The sequence below is a fragment of the Parapedobacter defluvii genome, assembly GCF_014642075.1.
In the GTDB taxonomy this organism is placed as follows: domain Bacteria; phylum Bacteroidota; class Bacteroidia; order Sphingobacteriales; family Sphingobacteriaceae; genus Parapedobacter; species Parapedobacter defluvii.
Genome location: NZ_BMIK01000027.1, coordinates 15,796 through 35,965 on the forward strand (window position 1 = coordinate 15,796; position 20,170 = coordinate 35,965).

The following is a 20,170-nucleotide window of genomic DNA, read 5'->3' on the forward strand; positions in this document are numbered from 1 at the left end:
CATAATATCACCGAAAGCCCGCGGATTATGCCGCGGGCTATTTGCATTTAAAATGCGAGTTGCCTAAGTTTGGCGAATATTCTTCGTTATGATACCAAAGAAAATCGTGGTAGCCATTACAGGTGCAAGCGGCTCGATCTATGCCAAAGTATTACTTGATAAGTTATTGGCTTGCCAGCACCAATTAGCGTCTGTGGGTGTAGTGATGTCTGATAATGCCAAGGATGTGTGGAAATTTGAGCTGGGAAATGACGATTACACAAAATACCCCTTTGCATTTTACGAAAGGAATGATTTTTACGCTCCGTTTGCTTCAGGATCTGCCAAATTCGACACCATGATTGTGTGTCCCTGTTCAATGGGAACACTGGCAAGAATCGCGGGGGGGACTTCATCCGACTTGACCACCCGCGCTGCGGACGTGATGTTGAAAGAACGCCGAAGACTTATTTTAGTGCCGAGAGAAACCCCAATGAGTCTTATCCATCTGCGCAATATGCAGGTAGTTACCGAAGCGGGCGGTATCATCTGCCCCGCGAGTCCATCGTTTTATAGCTTGCCGAAAAATTTCGAGGAATTGGCCGCTACCGTAATTGATCGGGTAATGGAATTGACAGGGCTCGAATCGGGCGGATATGAATGGGGAAGTACACAATTTCAAAAATAAATAGTTGCATTGCTGCTGATTTTGTACTTTTGTTCTTTAATGAATGCATACGCTACCGTATTTCCATTAAAAATCAACTTTCCGGTCTTATTAGAACCTTTTTCGTCGTATTACATCCATGGATAACTTACTCATCAAATCCGCTCGTATTTTCTTCCCCAATACTCCCTTTCACGGTAAAGAGTTAGATGTTTTGGTAAAGAAAGGGGTAATTACCAAGATCGCAGGGCAAATTAAAGAAGATGTTACGAATCTGGACGTCTTTGATGCAAAAGGGCAGTACTTGGTGCCGGGATTTTTTGATATGAACGTCAATTTCGGCGAACCGGGTCTGGAAACAAAGGAAGATATTGTATCAGGTTGTGCAGCAGCATTGGCAGGAGGGGTAACGGGGGTGGCAGTCCATCCCAATACGCATCCGCCGGTACACAGCCGGTCTGAAGTAGCCTTGATTGTAAACCGTTCCAGACCGTTGCCTGTCGACGTACATCCGATCGGCACGATCAGCAAAAAGCGGCAGGGGGAAGAGCTGGCGGAGCTGTACGACATGAAACTAACAGGTGCAATCGCTTTCTGTGATGGAGATAAGCCGGTGCAACAGGCAGGATTGATGAGTCGGGCATTGCTATACAGTAAAGGGTTTGACGGGCTGATTATTTCATGTCCTGAAGATGCGTCGGTCGCTGCGGGAGGAAAGATGAACGAGGGAGTAACCAGCACTTACCTCGGAATGAAAGGAAATCCCAATCTTGCCGAGGCGCTGATGGTGGCGCGCGATCTATACCTTGCTGAATACAACGATGCGCCGATACACTTTACTACGATCAGCACCGCAGAAAGTGTTGAACTTATCCGCAAAGCCAAGGCAAAAGGTATAAAAGTGACCTGTGATGTAGCTGCCCATCATTTAGTGATGACGGATGACTTGATTGCCGGTTTTGACAGCAATTATAAAGTCAGTCCTCCGTTGCGGACCCAAACAGATATACGTGCGTTACGGAAAGGATTGAAAGATGGAACCATTGATGCCATTGTGTCACAACATACCCCGCATGAGATTGAATATAAAAATGTTGAATATCAAATTGCTGCAGAAGGTATCATCGGTTTACAGACGTTATTGCCTTTGGCACTGCAAGCGGGCCTGACGGTGGATCAGCTGGTCGACAAATTGGCTATGGGCCCGCGGCGTGTGCTGGGCATTCCTCTGCCGGAATTCCAGGAGCAAGCCTTGGCCAATTTCATTTTGCTGGATACGGAATTGAAATGGCAGTTTGACTCGCAGACAAATCGATCCAAATCAAGTAACAGTCCGCTGATGGGAAAAGAGTTGAAAGGGAAAGTAACATTGGCTGTCAATAAACGTCAAATTATAAACACACAGTAAGCCTATGGATACCTATGTAGTTCAGGCGCTCGAAAACAGCGTACAGGCATATGGCTCAATAGAGCAAAAGGATGGAAACGGTATGCTCCGTCAACTTACCGAAATATTTGCGGGGGATGGAGCTTTTTTGGACAAGGTTTCGTTGGTGGACCGGGTGTTTGATGATTTTCCGCAGTTTGAGGAATTACGGGAAATTACGTTCGACCTATTATTGTTGAATTTCTTCGCTGCCGATGTTAAAAAACTGGAGGAAGACTACTTGGAATCGGATGAGTGGGAGGAGATCGAAGATCGGACCATTGACCGGGGAACGGAGCTGTTGAATGTATTGCTTTACTTGCGGGAATGTGCGGATGAACAGATTGAACCCCAATTGGATGATTATCTCCGGGAATTTCTGCTGGTAGACGACGATGAATTTCAGGATGAACACCGTATTTATGAACCGGTAATCGCTCATCAGATTTTGGTGGATAGCTCCTATGCCGAAATTGCTAAAGTTGCCTCAAAGATTTCTGAAGATCACGAGCTGGCAGAGTTGTTTTATCCAATCATGGGATTCTTTTACGAACAGCATCCCGCGGCAGAAGATCTGAACCTTTATGTTCGTCACAGTGCAAATCCTGCCTTTGATGCGGCGGTATACCAACTGTTAGTTGCCTATAATCATTAATTAGAACACATAGCCATGACAACAACAAATCTGAACACCGTAAATGCCAGAAAAATTGCGATTAATAATGCACTGATCTGGGCACTTATCAACATCATCATTTTTCTGTTGGTGTATTACGCTTCCCCTTCGCTGATGGGTAATTTTGCATATGGATTCATTCAGTTAGCCATCGGCATCGGTCTGGCCATTTATTTTATACTTGATTTAAGAAAAAAGATAGGAGGGTATTGGTCATTCCGGGAAGCATTGGGCAATATTTTTCTGATGTTCATCGTACAGTTCGTTGTGGTAACGTTATTTACGACAGCTTTTGGCAAATGGATAGAACCCAATTATGCAGATACCATGCGCGAGATTTCGCTTAATGCCACCACACGCGTAGCGGAGACATTTAGTTCCGATCAGGAGCAAATTGATAAAATTATCGAAGAAGCGGAAAAAAATATCGAAAAACAGGTCAATCCCGGTTTTATGGACGTTGTAAAGGGATTGGCCCTGGGTGCCATTTTTTATTTTATTGGCGCACTTATTTTTGCCGCGATTTTCAAACGGAATCCTCCGGTATTTGCACCTGTGGCCGAAGAGTAACGCTCAATGGATATCTCGGTTGTCATTCCTTTGTATAACGAGGCCGAATCGTTGCCGGAGCTTACTGCGTGGATCAGGCAGGTGATGGATAATCACGGCTTCAGCTACGAGATTATTTTGGTAGACGACGGTAGCACGGATGAATCGTGGATGGTAATTGAGGGATTGAAAGCGATGAATCCTAAAATTGTTGCAATTAAATTCCGCCGGAATTACGGGAAGTCTGCTGCGCTTAATGTAGGGTTTGCCGCAGCTCAGGGTAACGTGGTCATTACCATGGACGCGGACCTGCAGGATAGTCCGGATGAAATTCCGGAATTATACAAGCGGATTGTTCGGGATGATTTTGATCTGGTGTCGGGATGGAAACGGCAACGCCACGATCCACCCAGCAAAACGATTCCGACCAAACTTTTTAATTCGGTAACCCGGGGCATGTCGGGTATCCATAACCTCCACGACTTCAACTGTGGGTTAAAAGCATACAAAAAGGAAGTAGTAAAAAGCATCGAAGTATACGGAGAGATGCACCGCTATATTCCCGTTATTGCCAAGTGGGCCGGTTTTAAGCGAATTGACGAACAGGTTGTGCAGCATTATCCACGCAAATATGGGAAGACCAAATTTGGCCCGGGTCGGTTTATTAAAGGCTTTTTGGATTTGTTATCGATCTTTTTTGTTGGTAAATTCGGGAAGCGTCCCATGCATTTTTTTGGCACCATGGGCGTGTTGAGCTTTTTCGCAGGGTTTGTCATCGCAGTATGGCTCATCGTCGAAAAACTCGTCAGTATAGCCAATCAGAGTCCGTATCGCAATGTTACCGAGCAGCCACTTTTTTTCTTTGCGTTGATTGCGATTGTTATCGGTACGCAGCTGTTTCTGACAGGTTTTGTTGCTGAACTGATTTCCCGGAGTAGTTCCGAGCGTAATAACTATCAGATTGAGAAGATCATTTGATGGGCATGCAACCGATTTTTTTTTCGCTGATTATTCCCTTGTACAACCGGCCTCAGGAGATCGATGAGTTACTGGAAAGTCTTACTCATCAACGTTACCGGCCGTTCGAAGTACTGGTTATTGAAGATGGTTCCGTGCACGATGCAAAGGCGATTGTTGAGGGGTACCGGGACCGGTTGGATGTTCATTATTACGTTAAACCCAATGAGGGGCAGGGGTTTACGCGGAATTTTGGGTTTGAGCGGGCAAAAGGTGACTACTTCGTCATTTTTGATTCGGATTGTTTGATTCCACCCGATTATCTGACCCACGTGGCTGCCTTTCTGGAACAGGTACCACTCGATGCATACGGTGGTCCGGATGCTGCCCACGAAACATTTACACCGGTGCAGCAGGCCATCAGCTATTCGATGACCTCACCCTTTACGACGGGGGGGATACGGGGAAATAAACGGCATATCGGTACCTTTCATCCGCGTAGTTTCAATATGGGCGTATCGCGGAATGTATGGGAACAGGTCGGCGGATTTAAACTTACCCGGCTGGGAGAAGATATTGAATATAGTATCCGGATACAGGCTTCTGGATTTAAAATCGGCCTGATTCCGGATGCCGTGGTTTATCACAAACGGCGTACGGATTTTTGGCAGTTTTATAAGCAGCTGCATTTTTTTGGAAGAGCACGTATCAATATTTATAAACATTTTCCGCAGGAACTGAAGCTTGTCCATTTTTTTCCGGCAGCATTTGTTTGTTTCTTATTGGCTTTGGTGTTATTGAATATCGGGTGGGCATTGGGCGTGTCCACGGGTAATTGCATTTCCATTTTGGCAAAAGGGTTTGATGGGTTGCTTGTCGTATACACTTTTCTTATTTTTTTTCATTCGCTGCTGAAAACCAGTCGTATCCGTGTGGCTTTGCTTAGCGTGGTTGCTGCATATGTCCAATTGATTGCTTACGGACTGGGGTTTATGCAGGATCTGTGGAAGTGCGTGCTTTTGAGAGCGGATTAGCTAGCAGCAAAGGTTACTGGCTGCGTTGTGGATAAAACAGTTTTGCGATTTCGTTGTATGAATTGTATTTTGGCACGTCAAAAATTGAACTTCGTTGCTAGCGAATACACAACATAGTCTGGAAAAACTGGAATCTCTGCTACGAGACCTCGGATACCGGGTGCGGTATGAAAAAGGCAATTTCAAAACCGGTGCATGTGTGTTGCAAAACAACAAAGTGGTGGTTGTCAATCGATTTTCGAACCTGGAAGTGAAGATTGGGGCACTGTTAGGTATATTGCGCGATATGCCGTTGGATGGAGCCGGATTGGATGAGAAGCAGCGGCAGTTTTTTCGAAGTATCAAACAAACTAAACTAGCGATTTGACCATAAAATTTTTAGGAACCGGAACATCACAGGGTATTCCTGTAATTGCGTGCGACTGCGAGGTATGTAGGTCGCCCGATATCCGGGATAAGCGCCTGCGCTCATCGGTATTGTTGCAACTGGGCGATAAAAATATCGTCATCGATACCGGACCGGATTTCCGGTATCAGATGTTGCGGGAACAGGTTGACCACCTGGATGCCATTCTCTTTACCCATTCACATAAAGATCACATAGCTGGGCTGGATGATGTGCGGGCATTTAACAGGCAACAGGGGAAAGCCATCGATATTTATGCGACAGATGAGGTACATGAGGCGCTGAAGCGTGAATTTTACTATGCATTTTCGGCAAAGAAATACCCGGGTGTTCCTCAGTTAGCGCTCCACGAAATAGATTCAACCCCGTTTTCCTTGTTTAGCACGGAAATCATTCCAATTGAAGTCATGCACTATATGATGCCTGTACTGGGTTTCCGGGTAGGTGATTTTACGTATATAACAGACGCCAAGACCGTAAGCGAAACAGAAATCAGAAAAATTGCCGGCACAAAGATATTGGTCGTTAATGCATTGCAGCGTGACCCCCATATTTCTCACTTTACCTTAGACGAAGCCATCACGTTTGCCCAACGTATCGGGGCTGAGCATACCTACTTTACGCACATCAGCCACCGGCTCGGGCGCCACGAGGAGGTACAGCGGGAACTGCCCAACGGAATTTCATTGGCGTATGATGGACTGGTGCTGAATATGGCGCACTAAACTTCACGCTGCCAAAAACCTTTTTACAAAAATGGTGTTGTTTATATTGATTGTTAATCAATGAATAATCAATTAATTAAAAACAATTAACCTCTGTAATCATGGGAAATTTGCTTTATGTTATCGCTGTTATTTTGGTTATCGCGTGGGCGATCAGTTATTTTGGTGGATATTACACCGGTGGAATCATCCATATTTTACTGGTGATTGCCATTATCGCCATTCTATTGCGTGTCATCCGGAGTGCAGCCTGAGTAAGTACCCGATAGGATTGCTGCGATACGTAAATCTTCCGGGAAGGTAATTTTGATATTACGGGTATCCCCATCAACCAATGTGATAGGATACCCTTTTTTTTCAACCACCGATGCATCGTCTGTAAATGCATTGTCTTCATCTAGCTTATACGATTCGGAAAGGATAACGCCGTTAAAAGTCTGGGGCGTTTGCATCAGGTAGACTTGTTGTCTCGGATATGCATTGTTTTTTAAGCCATTGCTGCTTTTCAACCGGACTGAGTTGGTGCTTTGGATAGCCAAGGCTGCGGCTCCGTAGCGTGCCGCCTGATCGAAGGTAGCGTCTATCAAAGTGGGTGCAATTAATGGCCTTGCTGCATCGTGAACAGCGATAAGGCTTTGTGAAAGATCGGTACACCTTAATTGCACGGCGGCCAAACCGTTTTTGACGCTTTCAAACCGACTTTTACCACCGCTAGCAACAACATGTGGAATGTCAAAGTTGTATTTTTCACAGAGCTCGGACCAATAGCCATGCTGGGCAGATGGGATGACAACAACGATTTGTGGCGAATATTTACTGTTATGAAACGCACGGATGGCGTGCATCGCTACCGGTATACCATTTAATGGCAAAAACTGCTTGGGTGTATCTGAACCCATCCGGGTACCCGTTCCGCCTCCAACGACGATTGCATAATGCTCCTGCATGTTATCCACCTTTGCCACCGATCACCGATCCCTAAATAATCAGCATAGCATCTCCATAGCTATAAAACCGGTATTTTTCTTTCACAGCAATTTCGTAAGCATTCATCACATTTTCGTATCCACCAAATGCAGCGATCATAACCAATAAGGTAGATTCAGGTGTATGAAAATTGGTAATCATGCTGTTAGCAATACTGAAGTCATAGGGCGGATAGATGAATTTACTGGTCCATTCGTTTGCTGGCTTCAGGTGCTTATCGGCGGAGACGGATGACTCGATTGCCCGCATTGAGGTGGTGCCTACAGCACATACCCGCCGCTTGGCGTCAATTGCCTTATTCACGGTCCTGGCTGCCTCTTCCGGGATGATGAATTGTTCCGAATCCATCTTGTGTTTAGTGAGGTCTTCTACCTCGACCTGCCGGAAAGTACCCAAGCCGACGTGGAGGGTGATTTCTGCAAACTCCACACCCTTTAGCTCCAACCGTTTCATGAGTTCGCGGCTAAAGTGCAAGCCGGCGGTAGGGGCGGCGACGGCGCCTTCGTGCTTTGCAAATATAGTTTGGTACCGGAATTTGTCTTCTGGCGTAGCCTTGCGTTTGATGTATTTCGGCAGCGGGGTTTCACCCAGGATTTCAATGTTCCGGCGAAATTCCTCATCGGTTCCATCAAACAGGAAACGGATGGTGCGGCCACGTGATGTGGTGTTGTCCACTACCTCGGCTACCAATAAATCGTCATCGCCAAAGTATAACTTGTTACCTACGCGGATTTTACGTGCGGGATCTACCAGCACATCCCACAGGCGTAGTTCCTTATTCAGCTCGCGGAGCAGAAACACCTCAATGGTGGCACCTGTTTTTTCCTTATTGCCGTACATACGGGCCGGAAATACCTTTGTGTTGTTAAGGATCATTACATCCTTATCATCAAAATAATTCAGGATGTCTTTGAATATTTTATGTTCGATTTTACCGGTTTTGCGGTCGAGCACCATCAATCGGGATTCATCGCGGCTTTCGGTTGGCTCATAGGCAATCAGGGATTCGGGCAAATTGAACTTAAACTGTGATAGCTTCATTGTTGATGTGAAATTTTAAGATAGGGCACCACGTATGCCCAACGTATAAATTAGCGTGCAAAGTTATGAAATTATTTATTATTATAATGTTGTTTCTGTCGCTTTATTGTATATACAAAAACTTTACGTTAGTTTGTAACTAATAACGGAACTATCCGTCTAAACATTATATGTTATTATTCCTGAGATTGATCGGCGAGAGTTTCGGTTTTGCGTTTTCAGCACTCCGTGAAAACCGTACCCGGACATTATTGTCGCTGTTGGGGGTGACCATTGGTATCCTGATTATTATCGGGGTGTTTTCTGCGGTTGACACGTTGAGAGCAAACCTGGAAAGCAGCGTCGAAAAACTCGGTAGTAAAACAATCTACGTAATGAAATGGCCTTGGGACGGCGGGCCTGATTTCCCCTGGTGGAAGTACGTGAACCGTCCAGAGCCGACTCTCCGCGACTATGAATCGCTGAAGTCCAGAATGACCACGGCGGAAGCCATTTCTTTTTCCATAGACATCGGAAACCGGACGGCCCAATACCTTAATAACAACGTTTCTGGAGTTACCGTTACGGCTACGTCACATGAGCTCTATAATATCCGGGATCTTGAGATTGTAGAAGGAAGGTATTTCACGGAATCAGAATCCAACAGGGGAAGCAATGTCGCCGTCATCGGAGCCACAATAGCCGAGGGATTATTTCCAAATACGGATCCGATCGGTAAATCCTTGAAAGTATTAGGTAGAAAGATCACCGTTATCGGTGTATTCAAGGAAGAAGGTGAGGGAATGATTTTCGATGTTTCGATGGATAATGTCATTATGATTCCGTTGAATCTGGGACGTAACCTCATTAATATCAGGCGCTATGGGCCTGTTATCATGGTAAGTGCCGCTCCCAATGTTTCGCTGGAAGAAACCGAAAGCGAACTGCGGGGTGTAATGCGGTCCATCCATCGGCTAGGACCGCAGCAGGAAGATGATTTTTCGTTAAACAAGACCACCATCATTACCGCGCAGTTGGATGCGATGTTTAAGGTCATCAATATTGCAGGTGGCATTATCGGTGCCTTTTCCATACTGGTCGGCGGTTTCGGGATTGCGAATATTATGTTTGTGTCGGTCAAAGAACGCACACACATCATCGGTATCCAGAAATCACTGGGTGCTAAGAACTATTTTATATTATCCCAGTTTCTTATTGAGGCCATTGCCCTTTGTCTCATCGGAGGCCTGATGGGGCTTTCCTTTGTCTTTCTACTCACGTTGCTGGTCAAATTGATATTTGACCTGGCAATTGTGGTCAATGTGTCCATGGTCATCCTTACAGTATTTCTTTCCACCCTCATAGGGCTTATAGCCGGTATTATTCCTGCGGCTATGGCAGCGCGCATGGATCCGGTGGAGGCCATACGAAGCAAATAAACTAGAAAGCAGATTTTAATTCGGGGCTATTTCAGCTTACCCAGCGCTTCTTTTATCCTTCGCAAAGCTTCTGTAAGGCTTTCATCCGAAGCAGCATACGACAACCGTATGTAGTTGTTATTACCAAAAGAATCGCCTCCGACTGTAGCTACATGGGCCTCGTTCAGCAAGTACAATGCAAGGTCTGCGGAATCTCTGATAACGTTGCCCTGCGTGTCTTGTTTCCCGAAGAAAGAGCTGATATCCGGGAAGAAGTAAAAAGCACCTTTGGGAAGGTTGGTTTTTACACCCGGGATGTCTTTCAGTAAATTATACACCAGTTCACGGCGGCGTTCGAACGCATTCTTCATTTCCAAGACGGTGTCCAACCCTTGTTCAAGTGCGGCAATGCCCGCGCGTTGTGCGATGGAACATGTGCCAGACGTGGTCTGTCCCTGTAATTTGTCGTTGGCGGCAGCGATTTCTTTGCTGGCAGCGAGGTAGCCGAGCCGCCAACCCGTCATAGCGAATGCTTTCGAGAACCCATTGATGAGAATTACCCGGTCTTTGATGCTGTCAAATTGCGCGATGGATTCGTGCTTGCCGATGAAATTTATATGCTCATAGATTTCGTCGGAAATGATGTAAATATTCGGATGCTTTTCAAATACCCGTACCAATCCTTCCAGCTCTTCTTTGGTATATACGCTGCCCGTGGGATTGCAGGGCGAAGAAAACATAAATAGTTTGCTTTTGGGCGTAATAACAGCTTCCAATTCTTCCGGCGTGATTTTGAAGTCGCTGTCGATCGTAGCGTTAATGAATACCGACTTACCTTCCGCGAGTGTCACCATCTCGGAATAGGAAACCCAATAGGGGGTTGGAATGATCACCTCATCGCCTGGGTTAATCAGCGTTAAGATGGCATTGGAAAGCGATTGTTTCGCTCCCGTCGAAACGACAATTTGAGAGACATCGTAATCCAAGCCATTTTCATTTTTTAGCTTATTGACAATAGCCTTCCGCAGTTCCGGATAACCCGGTACCGGAGAATACCGCGTATAATTATCGTCAAGTGCCTGCTTGGCAGCTTGCTTTACGTGATCCGGTGTATTAAAATCAGGCTCGCCTACACTGAGGCTGATTACGTTAATGCCTTTAGCCGCCAGTTCGCGACCTAATTTGGTCATTTTCAAGGTTGCTGATTCGGAGAGATTGTTTATCCGTTTCGAAAGAATAGAAGATGTACTCATGGTGCGCAAACTTAGGTAAATTTGTAACATTCTCCAATTTTTTACGTAGAATCTGACAGATGAAAATAGAAGCAATCTTGGGTTTGAATCACACAACTATAATCCTAATTTTGATGCGGTTTGCATCTTGCATCCACTTACCGGATAAATTGCATAACGAACAGGGTTTACGATAACACCCCAGTAAATTGAACAAACAGAAAAATATCATCCGGTTGGCACTGGCTACAGGTGTTTTATTAATGCTTGTAAAATTCGCAGCCTATCTGCTGACCAACTCGAATGCTATATTGACCGATGCGATGGAAAGCATTGTCAATGTGGTAGCTTCCGGGTTTGCTTTCTACAGCATCCACCTTGCTGCCCGTCCGAGGGACCAAAACCATCCCTATGGGCATGGAAAAGTGGAGTTTTTTTCCGTGTTTTTGGAAGGAGGGCTGATTTTCATTGCGGGGGTTCTGATTCTTGGTAAAGCAGTATATAACCTGTTTTTCCCGGAAACGCTAGGCAACCTATTAGAGGGTATTGGACTGGTTGCTTTTACCGGTGTTGTCAATTTTGTGTTGGGTACCTATATGGTGAGGCGAAGCGGGGAGTTGAATTCCCTGACGCTGCACGCCGACGGAAAACACCTGCAAACGGACGCATACAGCACAGTGGGGTTGCTGGTTGGGCTTATCCTTATGTATTACACAGGGTGGACTTGGATTGATGCGGTATTATCCCTGGGGTTAGGTGCCTTCATCCTGTTCAGCGGTTACAAACTGCTCCGCAAGTCCATCGGAGGCTTGATGGATGAGTCGGACGTCGAACTGGTCGGAAAAGTAGCCGGTATTTTGCAGAAGTACCGGAGGGATGATTGGATTGATGTGCACAACCTACGGGTGCAACGTTACGGTCATGAACTACATATTGATTGCCATGTTACGTTACCCAATTACTATAATTTAAATAAAGTACATGATGAGGTGTCTGCTATTGATGGTTTGATTAATAGTCATTTACATGCAAATACTGAATTATTTATTCATGCAGATCCCTGTATACCGACCTGTTGCCACTATTGCCGGGTCAAGAACTGCCCGATTCGCAGTGAACCCCAACAGAAGGATATACGCTGGAATAAGGCAAACATCAGTGAAAACAAGAAACACTTTTAATTATAATCATTCTCTCTCTAGTTTCTCCTTGTAAGATTTCAATTTTTCTTTTTGATTTTCGGGTAGCTTTGGAAATTCAGGTTCCATTTGTTTCAATGTCTCTACGATAATTTTGCCAACTGCATATCGGGCAAACCATTTTTTATCTGCGGGAATGACATACCAGGGGGAAGCCGGAGTTGCGGTGGAAGCAATTGCAGTTTCGTATGCGCTCATATACGCGTCCCAATAGGCCCGTTCGTCGATATCAGACGCTGAGAACTTCCAGTTTTTATAGTTATCTTCGATCCGGTCAAGAAAGCGCTTCTTCTGTTCTTCTTTGGATACATGGAGAAAAAACTTAATGATTTTGGTGCCATTTCGATGCAAATGCGCTTCAAATTGGCGGATGCTTTCGTAACGATCTTCCCAAAATTCAGCATTAAAGTCTTTCACATTGCGGTAGCCCGGTATTCGTTCGGATAAGTTGTATTCAGGATGAACCCTGCATATCAGGACATATTCATAGTGTGACCGGTTATGAATACCTATGCGGCCTCTTTCAGGCAGTGCTTTATAGTGCCGCCAAAGGAAGTCGTGTTCGTAATCATTGCTGGTAGGTTGCTTGAAACTGAATACCTGGCATCCCTGCGGATTGACGCCGCTCATGACGTGTTCGATTGCTCCGTCTTTGCCGGCTGCATCCATGGCCTGAAGGATAACCAGCAAGCTTTGCGAATCTTCGGCATACAGCCGTTCCTGGTATTCCTTTAACTCCGTCTGGAAATCGACCAAATCTGCCAGCGCTTCTTTTTTTTCCATGGATCCCGGGTCGTCCGTTTTGTAATTTTTCAGTTTAAATGCTTTTCCGGACGTCACACCAAATTTTTCAATGACATTTGCCATATAATACGATTGAAGATAAAGTGGTTGCAAAATAGGATTTTATATAAATAAAGCAACAAAATTGTCGCACAATCTGTTGTGCAACCGTATGTTATATCAAAACATTTCGTCATATTTACCCGATGTTTAAGGAAATACGCAACCGCTATATACGTTATTTTGTGATTATTGTTTACCTCTTGGTAATGCTGGTATGTGCGGTGGAAGTGAATTTCTTAGGATTATTCGGCTATTCTCCGACGTCTAGGGATATCGGCAAGCCGATCCAACCTATTGCATCGGAAGTATATACAGCAGATAGTGTGCTTATTGGCCGGTATTTTAAAGAAGACCGGTCGCCAGTGCCATACGATAGCATTTCAACGGATGTTGTCAACGCGTTGGTCGCTACGGAAGATATCCGTTTTTTTAAGCATCATGGGGTAGATTTCTGGGCGCTCTTCTCCAGTATTGTGTCTACTGCACAGGGTGATAAAAGAGGAGGGAGCACGATTACCCAGCAGTTGGCAAAAAACCTATACCGGACCCGCTATAGCCAATCAGTTGGCCTATTGGGCAAGATACCGGGCATTAACATTTTAGTGGTCAAGTTTAAAGAATGGATGACCGCGTATAAGCTTGAAAGCCGATACGGTAAGAAGGAGATTATCACCATGTATCTCAATACCGTATCATTCAGCAACAATGCCTATGGCATCAAAACCGTAGCACGGCGTTATTTCAATAAAGAACCCGGAGATCTGACCGCAGCTGAAGCGGCTGTGCTCATTGGTATGTTGAAGGGGACGACGCTTTATAACCCAATTCGTAATCCTGACCGATCACTGGAACGGCGTAATGTTGTTTTAGCGCAAATGTACAAGGCCGGATTTCTTTCCGAAGCGGAATATACGCATGCGAAGGCTGCCGAATTGGGATTGCACCTGGGTGAAGTTGATGAATTGGGAGCCGGAGATTCTTACCTTCGGACGGCGGTTGAGCGTTGGTTGGTCTCTTGGTGCGAGGAAAACGGGTATGATATTTATGTCGATGGATTGAAAATTTATACCACTATAGACTCACGTATGCAGCGGCATGCCGAAGAAGCTGTGGCCGAGCAGATGAAACCCTTACAACAGCGGCTGGATAATGCGTGGCAGGGAGAGCTGCCCTGGCGGGATACAGAAGGCAATGTGATTGAAGATTTTTTAGAGAAATTGGCGGAGCGGACCCCGTATTACCAGCAACTGGCAGAAAAATACGAAGCTAATCTTGACAGCATCCGCTATTACCTGAATCTTCCGAAAACGATGGAAGTGTTTACTTGGGATGGGCCGAAGGAAGTCCGCTATTCGACATTGGATTCGTTGGCACATTACGCTAGGATGCTCAATGCGGGATTGATGACCATGGATCCATATAATGGCGAAATCAAAGCTTGGGTAGGTGGGATCAATTACCGCTACTACAAGTATGACCATGTCTTTCAAGCCAAGCGTCAAGCGGGTTCTACGTTCAAACCGTTTGCCTATTTGGCCGCATTAGAAGCGGGCAAGTCGCCCTGTGATAAATATGTCGATAAATACGTGCGCATTGCCTATACCGAAAACGGAGAAGATAAAACCTGGGAGCCTAAAAATGCAGATTGGGTGTTCAGCGGCCGCGAAATGTCCCTGCGTTGGGCTATGGGCCGATCGGTCAATTCGATCACTGCGCAGATTACCGAAGAAGTGGGGTGGGATAAAGTGGTTGACGCCGCCCACCGCTGTGGTATTAGCAGTCCCTTAGCCTCGGTTCCTTCGGTAAGTCTCGGATCCAACGATGTCAGTGTGTTTGAGATGGTAAATGCATATGCTACATTTATGAACAAAGGGCGGCGGGTTGAACCCGTGCTTGTATCGAAAATAGTTGATTACAACGGAAAAACAGTAGCTACATTTAAAACAACCGCAAAGCAGGCCATCAGTGAAGAAGTTGCCTGGTTAATGGGTTACATGCTGAGGGGAAGTATGGAAGAACCGGAAGGTACGTCACAGGGACTGTGGGAGTGGGACCTATGGAAAGGTAATAATCAAATTGGTGGTAAAACCGGAACTTCTTCAGATTATGTAGATGGATGGTACATGGGGGTAACGAAAGATTTGGTGACCGGCGTTTGGATCGGCTGCGACGAACGAAGCATTCATTTTAGAAACTCACAGACGGGGGAGGGATCTCGTACTGCGTTACCGGTATTTGGTAGGTTTATGGAAAAGGTTTATCACGATCATGCACTCGGTTATGAATACGGTCCTTTTGCCGAACCAACGGTAGAGATCACCCGGAAATATAATTGTCCCAGCCCCCGTATACCGCGGCCAGACAGCTTATTGATGGATAGCATTTCGCCGCTCCGGCTACCCGATACGCCGTTGGAGGTCCCTACGGACATCGAGGAAATCGGAAAACAACTGGAAAATGCCCCATCCCTGCCAAGTGAAAATGAAAATGACGAAAAATAATATGTTGCCAATAATTAAACTTTTTCACCGATATTCGTTCTAATTTTACATTGTTTTATACACCCGTTTTCCATGACTTACCTTAATCGATTTGTCCGGCTCGTTGCGCTGAATATCTTTGTTCTTACGATCATCGGCTTGACTGCAGTGAATGTTCAGGCTCAATATTTTGGTCAGAATAAAATGCGGTATAAGTCGCTTAAATTCAAGGTTTACGAAACCCCTCACTTTGACCTTCACTACTACTTGCAAAACGATACGGTGGTTAGGTGGTTGGCGAAAGAAGCGGAGGTTTGGTATGAATTACATCAACAGGTATTCAGGGATACGTTTTTGAGAAAGAATCCGGTTATTTTATACAGCAATCACCCGGAGTTTCAGCAAACCACTGCCATACAGGGAGAAATCAGTGTTGGAACCGGCGGGGTAACCGAAGCCTTCAAAAACCGGGTGGTGTTCCCGGTTATGCAGATCAATCATCAAACCCGGCACGTACTCGGACACGAATTGGTGCATGCTTTCCAATACCGGGTATTGATAGAGGGAGGAGATTCCACGCGTTTGGAAAATATCGGAAATATTCCTTTGTGGATGGTGGAGGGTATGGCAGAATACTTTTCCATTGGAAAAAAAGATGCCTTTACAGCCATGTGGATGCGTGATGCGTATCTGAACCATAACATCCCCTCGCTGCGTGCGATGACTGAAAATCCGAATCAGTATTTCCCATACCGGTATGGGCAGGCCTTTTGGGCTTATTTGGGATCTACCTATGGGGATACCGTGATTATGCCTTTATTCAAGGCCACAGCCATGTATGGGTATGAACTGGGTATCAGGCGTGTATTTGGTTACGATGCACAGACGCTATCCAACCTATGGAGGAACAGCATGGAAAATGCATACCGCAATCTGCCCGTTGATACTGCGGTGACGCCCGTAGGCCGATCGGTAGTCAATAGCAGCAATTCGGGGCGGATGAATGTTTCTCCTGCAATTTCGCCGGATGGAAAGCACATGGCGTTTTTATCGGAAAAAAACCTGTTCAGTATCGACCTGTTCCTGGCCGATGCACATACTGGCGGGAACATTAGGAAGCTAAGCAGTAAGCTGACGAATGAAGACATCGATGAGTATAGTTTTATCGAATCGTCAGGAGCGTTTTCGCCGGACAGCCGTAAATTTGCTTTCAGCGTGTTTAGCCGGGGCAAAAGTAAGTTGATGGTTGTGGATGTGGAAACCGGTAGGGAGTTGGTACTGGAGGCCATGGGTGACATTGCGGAGTTCGCCAACATCGCCTGGTCGCCGGATGGCGAAACCGTCGCTTTTTCAGGATTGAAAAATGGCTACAGTGATATTTATCTATATAATATTACGACAAAGAAGCTTACGCAATTAACAGACGATGGATATTCAGATTACCAGCCCAGTTTTTCGCGGGACGGGAAGCGGATCGTATTCAGTACCGACCGGGTATCCCTTCAATCGGATTCGAGAAGTGTAGACATTCCGATGAATATGGCGATAATCGATTTGGAAACGAAGGCCATCACCAACATCCATGTATTTCAGGGAGCCAACAACCTGAATCCACAGTTTTCGGCAGACGACAGTCAGATTTATTTCTTGTCGAACTGCGATGGTTTCCGAAATATGTACCGGTATACATTGGAAGGGGGGAAAGTGGAACGGTTAACCCAGTATTTTACAGGGATCAGTGGGATAACCGAATATTCGCCTGCACTAAGCCTGTCGGCAAACGGTGACGTTCTGTATTCCTACTTCCGCAACAATGCATATTCACTTTATTACGCGAAGGAAGATGAATTTAAAGCGGTTGAAGTGGATCCTTATACAGTCAATTTTGACGCAGCGATGCTTCCGCCGCCACAAAATCTAGGGGTGGACGTAGTTAATGCGAATCTGAATAATTTCAACTTGTTTCAGCGTATCGGTGACAGCCGGATTTCCAACATCCCGTATAAACCAAACTTTAAGCTGGATTACCTGGCAAATAGCGGTATGGGCTTGGCAGTTGGCAGCCGTTATGGCGCGGGGATTGCCAGTGGTATTCAGGGGATGTTTTCAGATATTTTGGGACATAACCAGATTTTTGCTGCGCTGTCCATCAACGGTGAAATTTATGATTTCGGTGGGCAGGTAGCTTATATTAACCAAAAGAGCCGGATAAATTGGGGCGGTGCGGTTTCCCATATTCCTTATATGTCGGGATACTCCTTCTATAGCAACCGTGATGTAGGAAATGGACCTGAAACAATAATTGATACCTACATTATTCGAACTTTCCAGCAACAGGCAGAGGCATTTGGTGCATATCCATTTTCCAGAAATCATCGATTTGAGGTAGGGGGGGCAATTGCCCGGTACAGCTATCGTGTGGACAGGTGGTGGCAAAGTTATTATTATGGCTATGGGGGAAGGGATAAAGTGCCGAACGAGGAAGCAAGTGAAATTTTTGGGGGCAATTTCAACGCATTTGTTATTCAGCAGGTGAACACGTCTTTTGTTGGAGATAATGCAGTATTCGGTATTGCTGCACCTTTGCAGGGGTATCGCTATAGGGTAGGAGCTGAACAGTATTTCGGCGACTATAACTTTACAGCTTATACATTTGATTTACGTAAGTACAACCGGTATCAGCCCATTACGATCGCTGCACGGGCTTATACGTATATGCGTGCGGGCCGGCATGAGAACGCGCTCTATCCCTTGTTTTTAGGGTATCCGCATCTGATACGCGGTTATGAAAGTTCATCATTTAGAAGTTCGCAAGATGAACGATTTAATTTCAACAGCTTAATGGGGACACGCATTGCAGTGTTTAATTTTGAAGTGAGGCTGCCATTTACAGGTCCCGAAAAATTGGCTGTTGTGCGGTCAGGCATGCTGTTTTCAGACTTGAACCTGTTCTTTGATGCGGGCTTGGCTTGGGATAGTAACTCAAAAGTTGCCTTCAGAAGTACACCGAGGTACGTCGAAACGGTACAGGGTCCCGGGGGGCAGTCCGTAGATGTCTATGAACGCATACCTGCATTAAGTGCCGGCCTGTCGTTGCGTGTTAACTTATTCGGAGCGATGATATTGGAGCCCTATTATGCCTTTCCTTTTCAGCGGACAGATGTCCGTTTTGGAACATTTGGACTTAATTTTGCTCCAGGTTGGTAGTGTGGGGTATCCTACTATACGTCTGCGTAATGCGTATTCTGATAGCTGTTGTGTACTATTAGGCAGCTACTTATATTAATAGGAAGCTAATTGCGATAATTTCATACGGAATGGTGTAATTGTGGGTAGCATAGATAAGCTGCCATTGGACATACGGCTGCCCAAATCAATCCAATTGGGGTTGTATCTACGGATAAGGCGTTCCTTTTGCATCCGCGTAAACTTACTCAACTCTTGGAATCTTTTGAGTGCCATCTCCTCGGTGGGGAGTGATTCGTGATATACTAACCGGGAAACTTTTGAACCGGCATCGAAACAAAAACCGGAAAGACATTCATAGCTATTCACGGCCTTATTAAGGTCGTCAGACAGTCCCACGTGTAGGCAGTTACGGTTGCAATCGGTAAGGATGTATATGTATGTATTCATCATGTGAGAAAATATTAACGATTATTTTTTGTACTTGTAAGATTAATTGCTAACTTTATTGGCACAATAATACTAATTTATTTAGTTAATACAAATTTATTTTAAATTTTATGTCTACGATTGCTAATAATCTTAAATACCTCCGCAAAAAAAAGAAACTTACCCAGCAACAGTTTGCGGATGAAATGGGTATTAAACGCGCGTCTGTCGGGGCTTATGAGGAGAGTCGTGCGGAACCTAAGTACGAATTGCTAAAGAAAATTGCCGATTTTTACGAATTGACGATGGACGAACTGGCAAACGAGACAATCAATGACAAGTGGAAACCTACCCCGCGTGGCAATGCAGCCAATGTGCGGGTGTTAAGCATTACGGTGGACGGCGATGACCGGGAAAACATTCAATTGGTACCGGTAAAGGCAAGCGCTGGTTATCTTAATGGATATGCAGACCCTGAATATATTGCAGAACTACCTAAATTCAGTCTGCCGATGTTCCGGCAAGGTACTTATCGAGCTTTTGAAATCAAAGGAGATTCCATGCTGCCGTTGCAACCGGGAAGTGTGGTGATTGCAGAATATGTTGAGAATTGGAGCGACATAAAGCCGGGGCAAACGTATGTGGTTATTTCCCGTAATGATGGCGTCGTATACAAACGGATCGCCTTTAAATACAAGGAGGAAAAGGGGCTGAAGCTGGTGTCAGATAATAAAACATATGAGCCCTATTGGGTTCCCGCTGCCGATATTTTGGAAATATGGAAAGCCAAAGCATATATCAGTACTCAGTTGCCGGAACCCAATCCCGAGCCCACGATGGAAACATTGACGGCCATGATGGCACAAATGCAGAAAACCATCAGCAATGTGGTGGATAAACGGGAATAAGAGGTTCCCGTGGATCACGCGAATGCATAGGCATAATGCAGGGGTT

19 protein-coding genes are annotated in these 20,170 nt (G+C 45.4%); 14 read left to right on the forward strand and 5 right to left on the reverse strand.

Features of this window, described 5'->3' with window-relative positions; all coding sequences use genetic code 11:
* Positions 1–88 precede the first annotated feature (88 nt).
* From IEX60_RS22685 to IEX60_RS22725, 9 genes are all read left to right on the forward strand, one after another.
* Positions 89–667, forward strand: a complete 579-nt coding sequence (locus IEX60_RS22685; RefSeq protein ID WP_188753685.1) for a UbiX family flavin prenyltransferase — start codon at positions 89–91, stop codon at positions 665–667.
* Positions 668–785: 118 nt separating this feature from the next.
* Positions 786–2,054 (forward strand): dihydroorotase, encoded by a 1,269-nt coding sequence (locus tag IEX60_RS22690; RefSeq protein WP_188753686.1) that lies wholly within the window; start codon positions 786–788, stop codon positions 2,052–2,054.
* 4 nt (positions 2,055–2,058) lie between these two features.
* On the forward strand, positions 2,059–2,727 hold the full coding sequence (locus IEX60_RS22695; RefSeq protein ID WP_188753687.1) for a hypothetical protein: 669 nt from the start codon (positions 2,059–2,061) through the stop codon (positions 2,725–2,727).
* 15 nt (positions 2,728–2,742) lie between these two features.
* Complete coding sequence (locus IEX60_RS22700; RefSeq protein ID WP_188753688.1) at positions 2,743–3,318, forward strand: DUF4199 domain-containing protein; 576 nt, start codon at positions 2,743–2,745, stop codon at positions 3,316–3,318.
* A 6-nt stretch (positions 3,319–3,324) separates the two neighbouring features.
* Positions 3,325–4,275, forward strand: a complete 951-nt coding sequence (locus tag IEX60_RS22705; protein WP_188753689.1) for a glycosyltransferase family 2 protein — start codon at positions 3,325–3,327, stop codon at positions 4,273–4,275.
* A gap of 14 nt (positions 4,276–4,289) precedes the next feature.
* Positions 4,290–5,288, forward strand: a complete 999-nt coding sequence (locus IEX60_RS22710; RefSeq protein ID WP_188753717.1) for a glycosyltransferase — start codon at positions 4,290–4,292, stop codon at positions 5,286–5,288.
* A 94-nt stretch (positions 5,289–5,382) separates the two neighbouring features.
* The gene (locus IEX60_RS22715) at positions 5,383–5,655 is read left to right on the forward strand and encodes a hypothetical protein (RefSeq protein ID WP_188753690.1); all 273 of its coding nucleotides are present in this window, start codon (positions 5,383–5,385) and stop codon (positions 5,653–5,655) included.
* Complete coding sequence (locus IEX60_RS22720; protein WP_188753691.1) at positions 5,652–6,419, forward strand: MBL fold metallo-hydrolase; 768 nt, start codon at positions 5,652–5,654, stop codon at positions 6,417–6,419. Before IEX60_RS22715 ends, IEX60_RS22720 begins: the two co-directional genes overlap by 4 nt.
* A gap of 101 nt (positions 6,420–6,520) precedes the next feature.
* On the forward strand, positions 6,521–6,673 hold the full coding sequence (locus IEX60_RS22725) for a lmo0937 family membrane protein (RefSeq protein WP_188753692.1): 153 nt from the start codon (positions 6,521–6,523) through the stop codon (positions 6,671–6,673).
* Here IEX60_RS22725 and IEX60_RS22730 read toward each other — a convergent pair.
* Together IEX60_RS22730 and queA are read right to left on the reverse strand one after the other, a co-directional pair.
* Positions 6,644–7,366 carry a 2-C-methyl-D-erythritol 4-phosphate cytidylyltransferase gene (locus IEX60_RS22730; RefSeq protein ID WP_188753693.1) on the reverse strand — a complete coding sequence of 241 codons (723 nt, stop codon included), beginning with the start codon at positions 7,364–7,366 and terminating at the stop codon, positions 6,644–6,646. The genes IEX60_RS22725 and IEX60_RS22730 overlap by 30 nt on opposite strands.
* 31 nt (positions 7,367–7,397) lie before the next feature.
* Entirely contained in the window at positions 7,398–8,447 is a 1,050-nt protein-coding gene (gene queA, locus IEX60_RS22735) for a tRNA preQ1(34) S-adenosylmethionine ribosyltransferase-isomerase QueA (protein WP_188753694.1), read from the reverse strand.
* 170 nt (positions 8,448–8,617) lie between these two features.
* Here queA and IEX60_RS22740 point away from each other — a divergent pair, with 170 nt between their 5' ends.
* Positions 8,618–9,865, forward strand: a complete 1,248-nt coding sequence (locus tag IEX60_RS22740) for an ABC transporter permease (RefSeq protein ID WP_188753695.1) — start codon at positions 8,618–8,620, stop codon at positions 9,863–9,865.
* Between the two features lie 26 nt (positions 9,866–9,891).
* Here the strand turns inward: IEX60_RS22740 and IEX60_RS22745 are convergent, their stop codons facing one another.
* The gene (locus tag IEX60_RS22745; protein WP_188753696.1) at positions 9,892–11,097 is read right to left on the reverse strand and encodes a pyridoxal phosphate-dependent aminotransferase; all 1,206 of its coding nucleotides are present in this window, start codon (positions 11,095–11,097) and stop codon (positions 9,892–9,894) included.
* 188 nt (positions 11,098–11,285) lie between these two features.
* Here IEX60_RS22745 and IEX60_RS22750 point away from each other — a divergent pair, with 188 nt between their 5' ends.
* Positions 11,286–12,257: a cation diffusion facilitator family transporter gene (locus IEX60_RS22750; RefSeq protein ID WP_188753697.1), complete on the forward strand. Its 972-nt coding sequence runs from the start codon at positions 11,286–11,288 to the stop codon at positions 12,255–12,257.
* A 6-nt stretch (positions 12,258–12,263) separates the two neighbouring features.
* On the opposite strand, the gene IEX60_RS22755 is transcribed toward IEX60_RS22750, so the two are convergent.
* Positions 12,264–13,142 carry a polyphosphate kinase 2 family protein gene (locus IEX60_RS22755; RefSeq protein WP_188753698.1) on the reverse strand — a complete coding sequence of 293 codons (879 nt, stop codon included), beginning with the start codon at positions 13,140–13,142 and terminating at the stop codon, positions 12,264–12,266.
* Positions 13,143–13,264: 122 nt separating this feature from the next.
* On the opposite strand from IEX60_RS22755, the gene IEX60_RS22760 reads away from it, so the two are divergent.
* The gene (locus tag IEX60_RS22760; RefSeq protein WP_188753699.1) at positions 13,265–15,622 is read left to right on the forward strand and encodes a penicillin-binding protein 1A; all 2,358 of its coding nucleotides are present in this window, start codon (positions 13,265–13,267) and stop codon (positions 15,620–15,622) included.
* A gap of 72 nt (positions 15,623–15,694) precedes the next feature.
* On the forward strand, positions 15,695–18,808 hold the full coding sequence (locus tag IEX60_RS22765) for a peptidase MA family metallohydrolase (protein WP_188753700.1): 3,114 nt from the start codon (positions 15,695–15,697) through the stop codon (positions 18,806–18,808).
* 75 nt (positions 18,809–18,883) lie between these two features.
* Here IEX60_RS22765 and IEX60_RS22770 read toward each other — a convergent pair whose 3' ends face one another.
* The gene (locus IEX60_RS22770) at positions 18,884–19,240 is read right to left on the reverse strand and encodes a GIY-YIG nuclease family protein (protein WP_188753701.1); all 357 of its coding nucleotides are present in this window, start codon (positions 19,238–19,240) and stop codon (positions 18,884–18,886) included.
* Positions 19,241–19,347: 107 nt separating this feature from the next.
* Between IEX60_RS22770 and IEX60_RS22775 the strand changes: the two genes are divergently transcribed.
* The gene (locus IEX60_RS22775) at positions 19,348–20,124 is read left to right on the forward strand and encodes a LexA family transcriptional regulator (RefSeq protein ID WP_188753702.1); all 777 of its coding nucleotides are present in this window, start codon (positions 19,348–19,350) and stop codon (positions 20,122–20,124) included.
* Positions 20,125–20,170 lie beyond the last annotated feature (46 nt).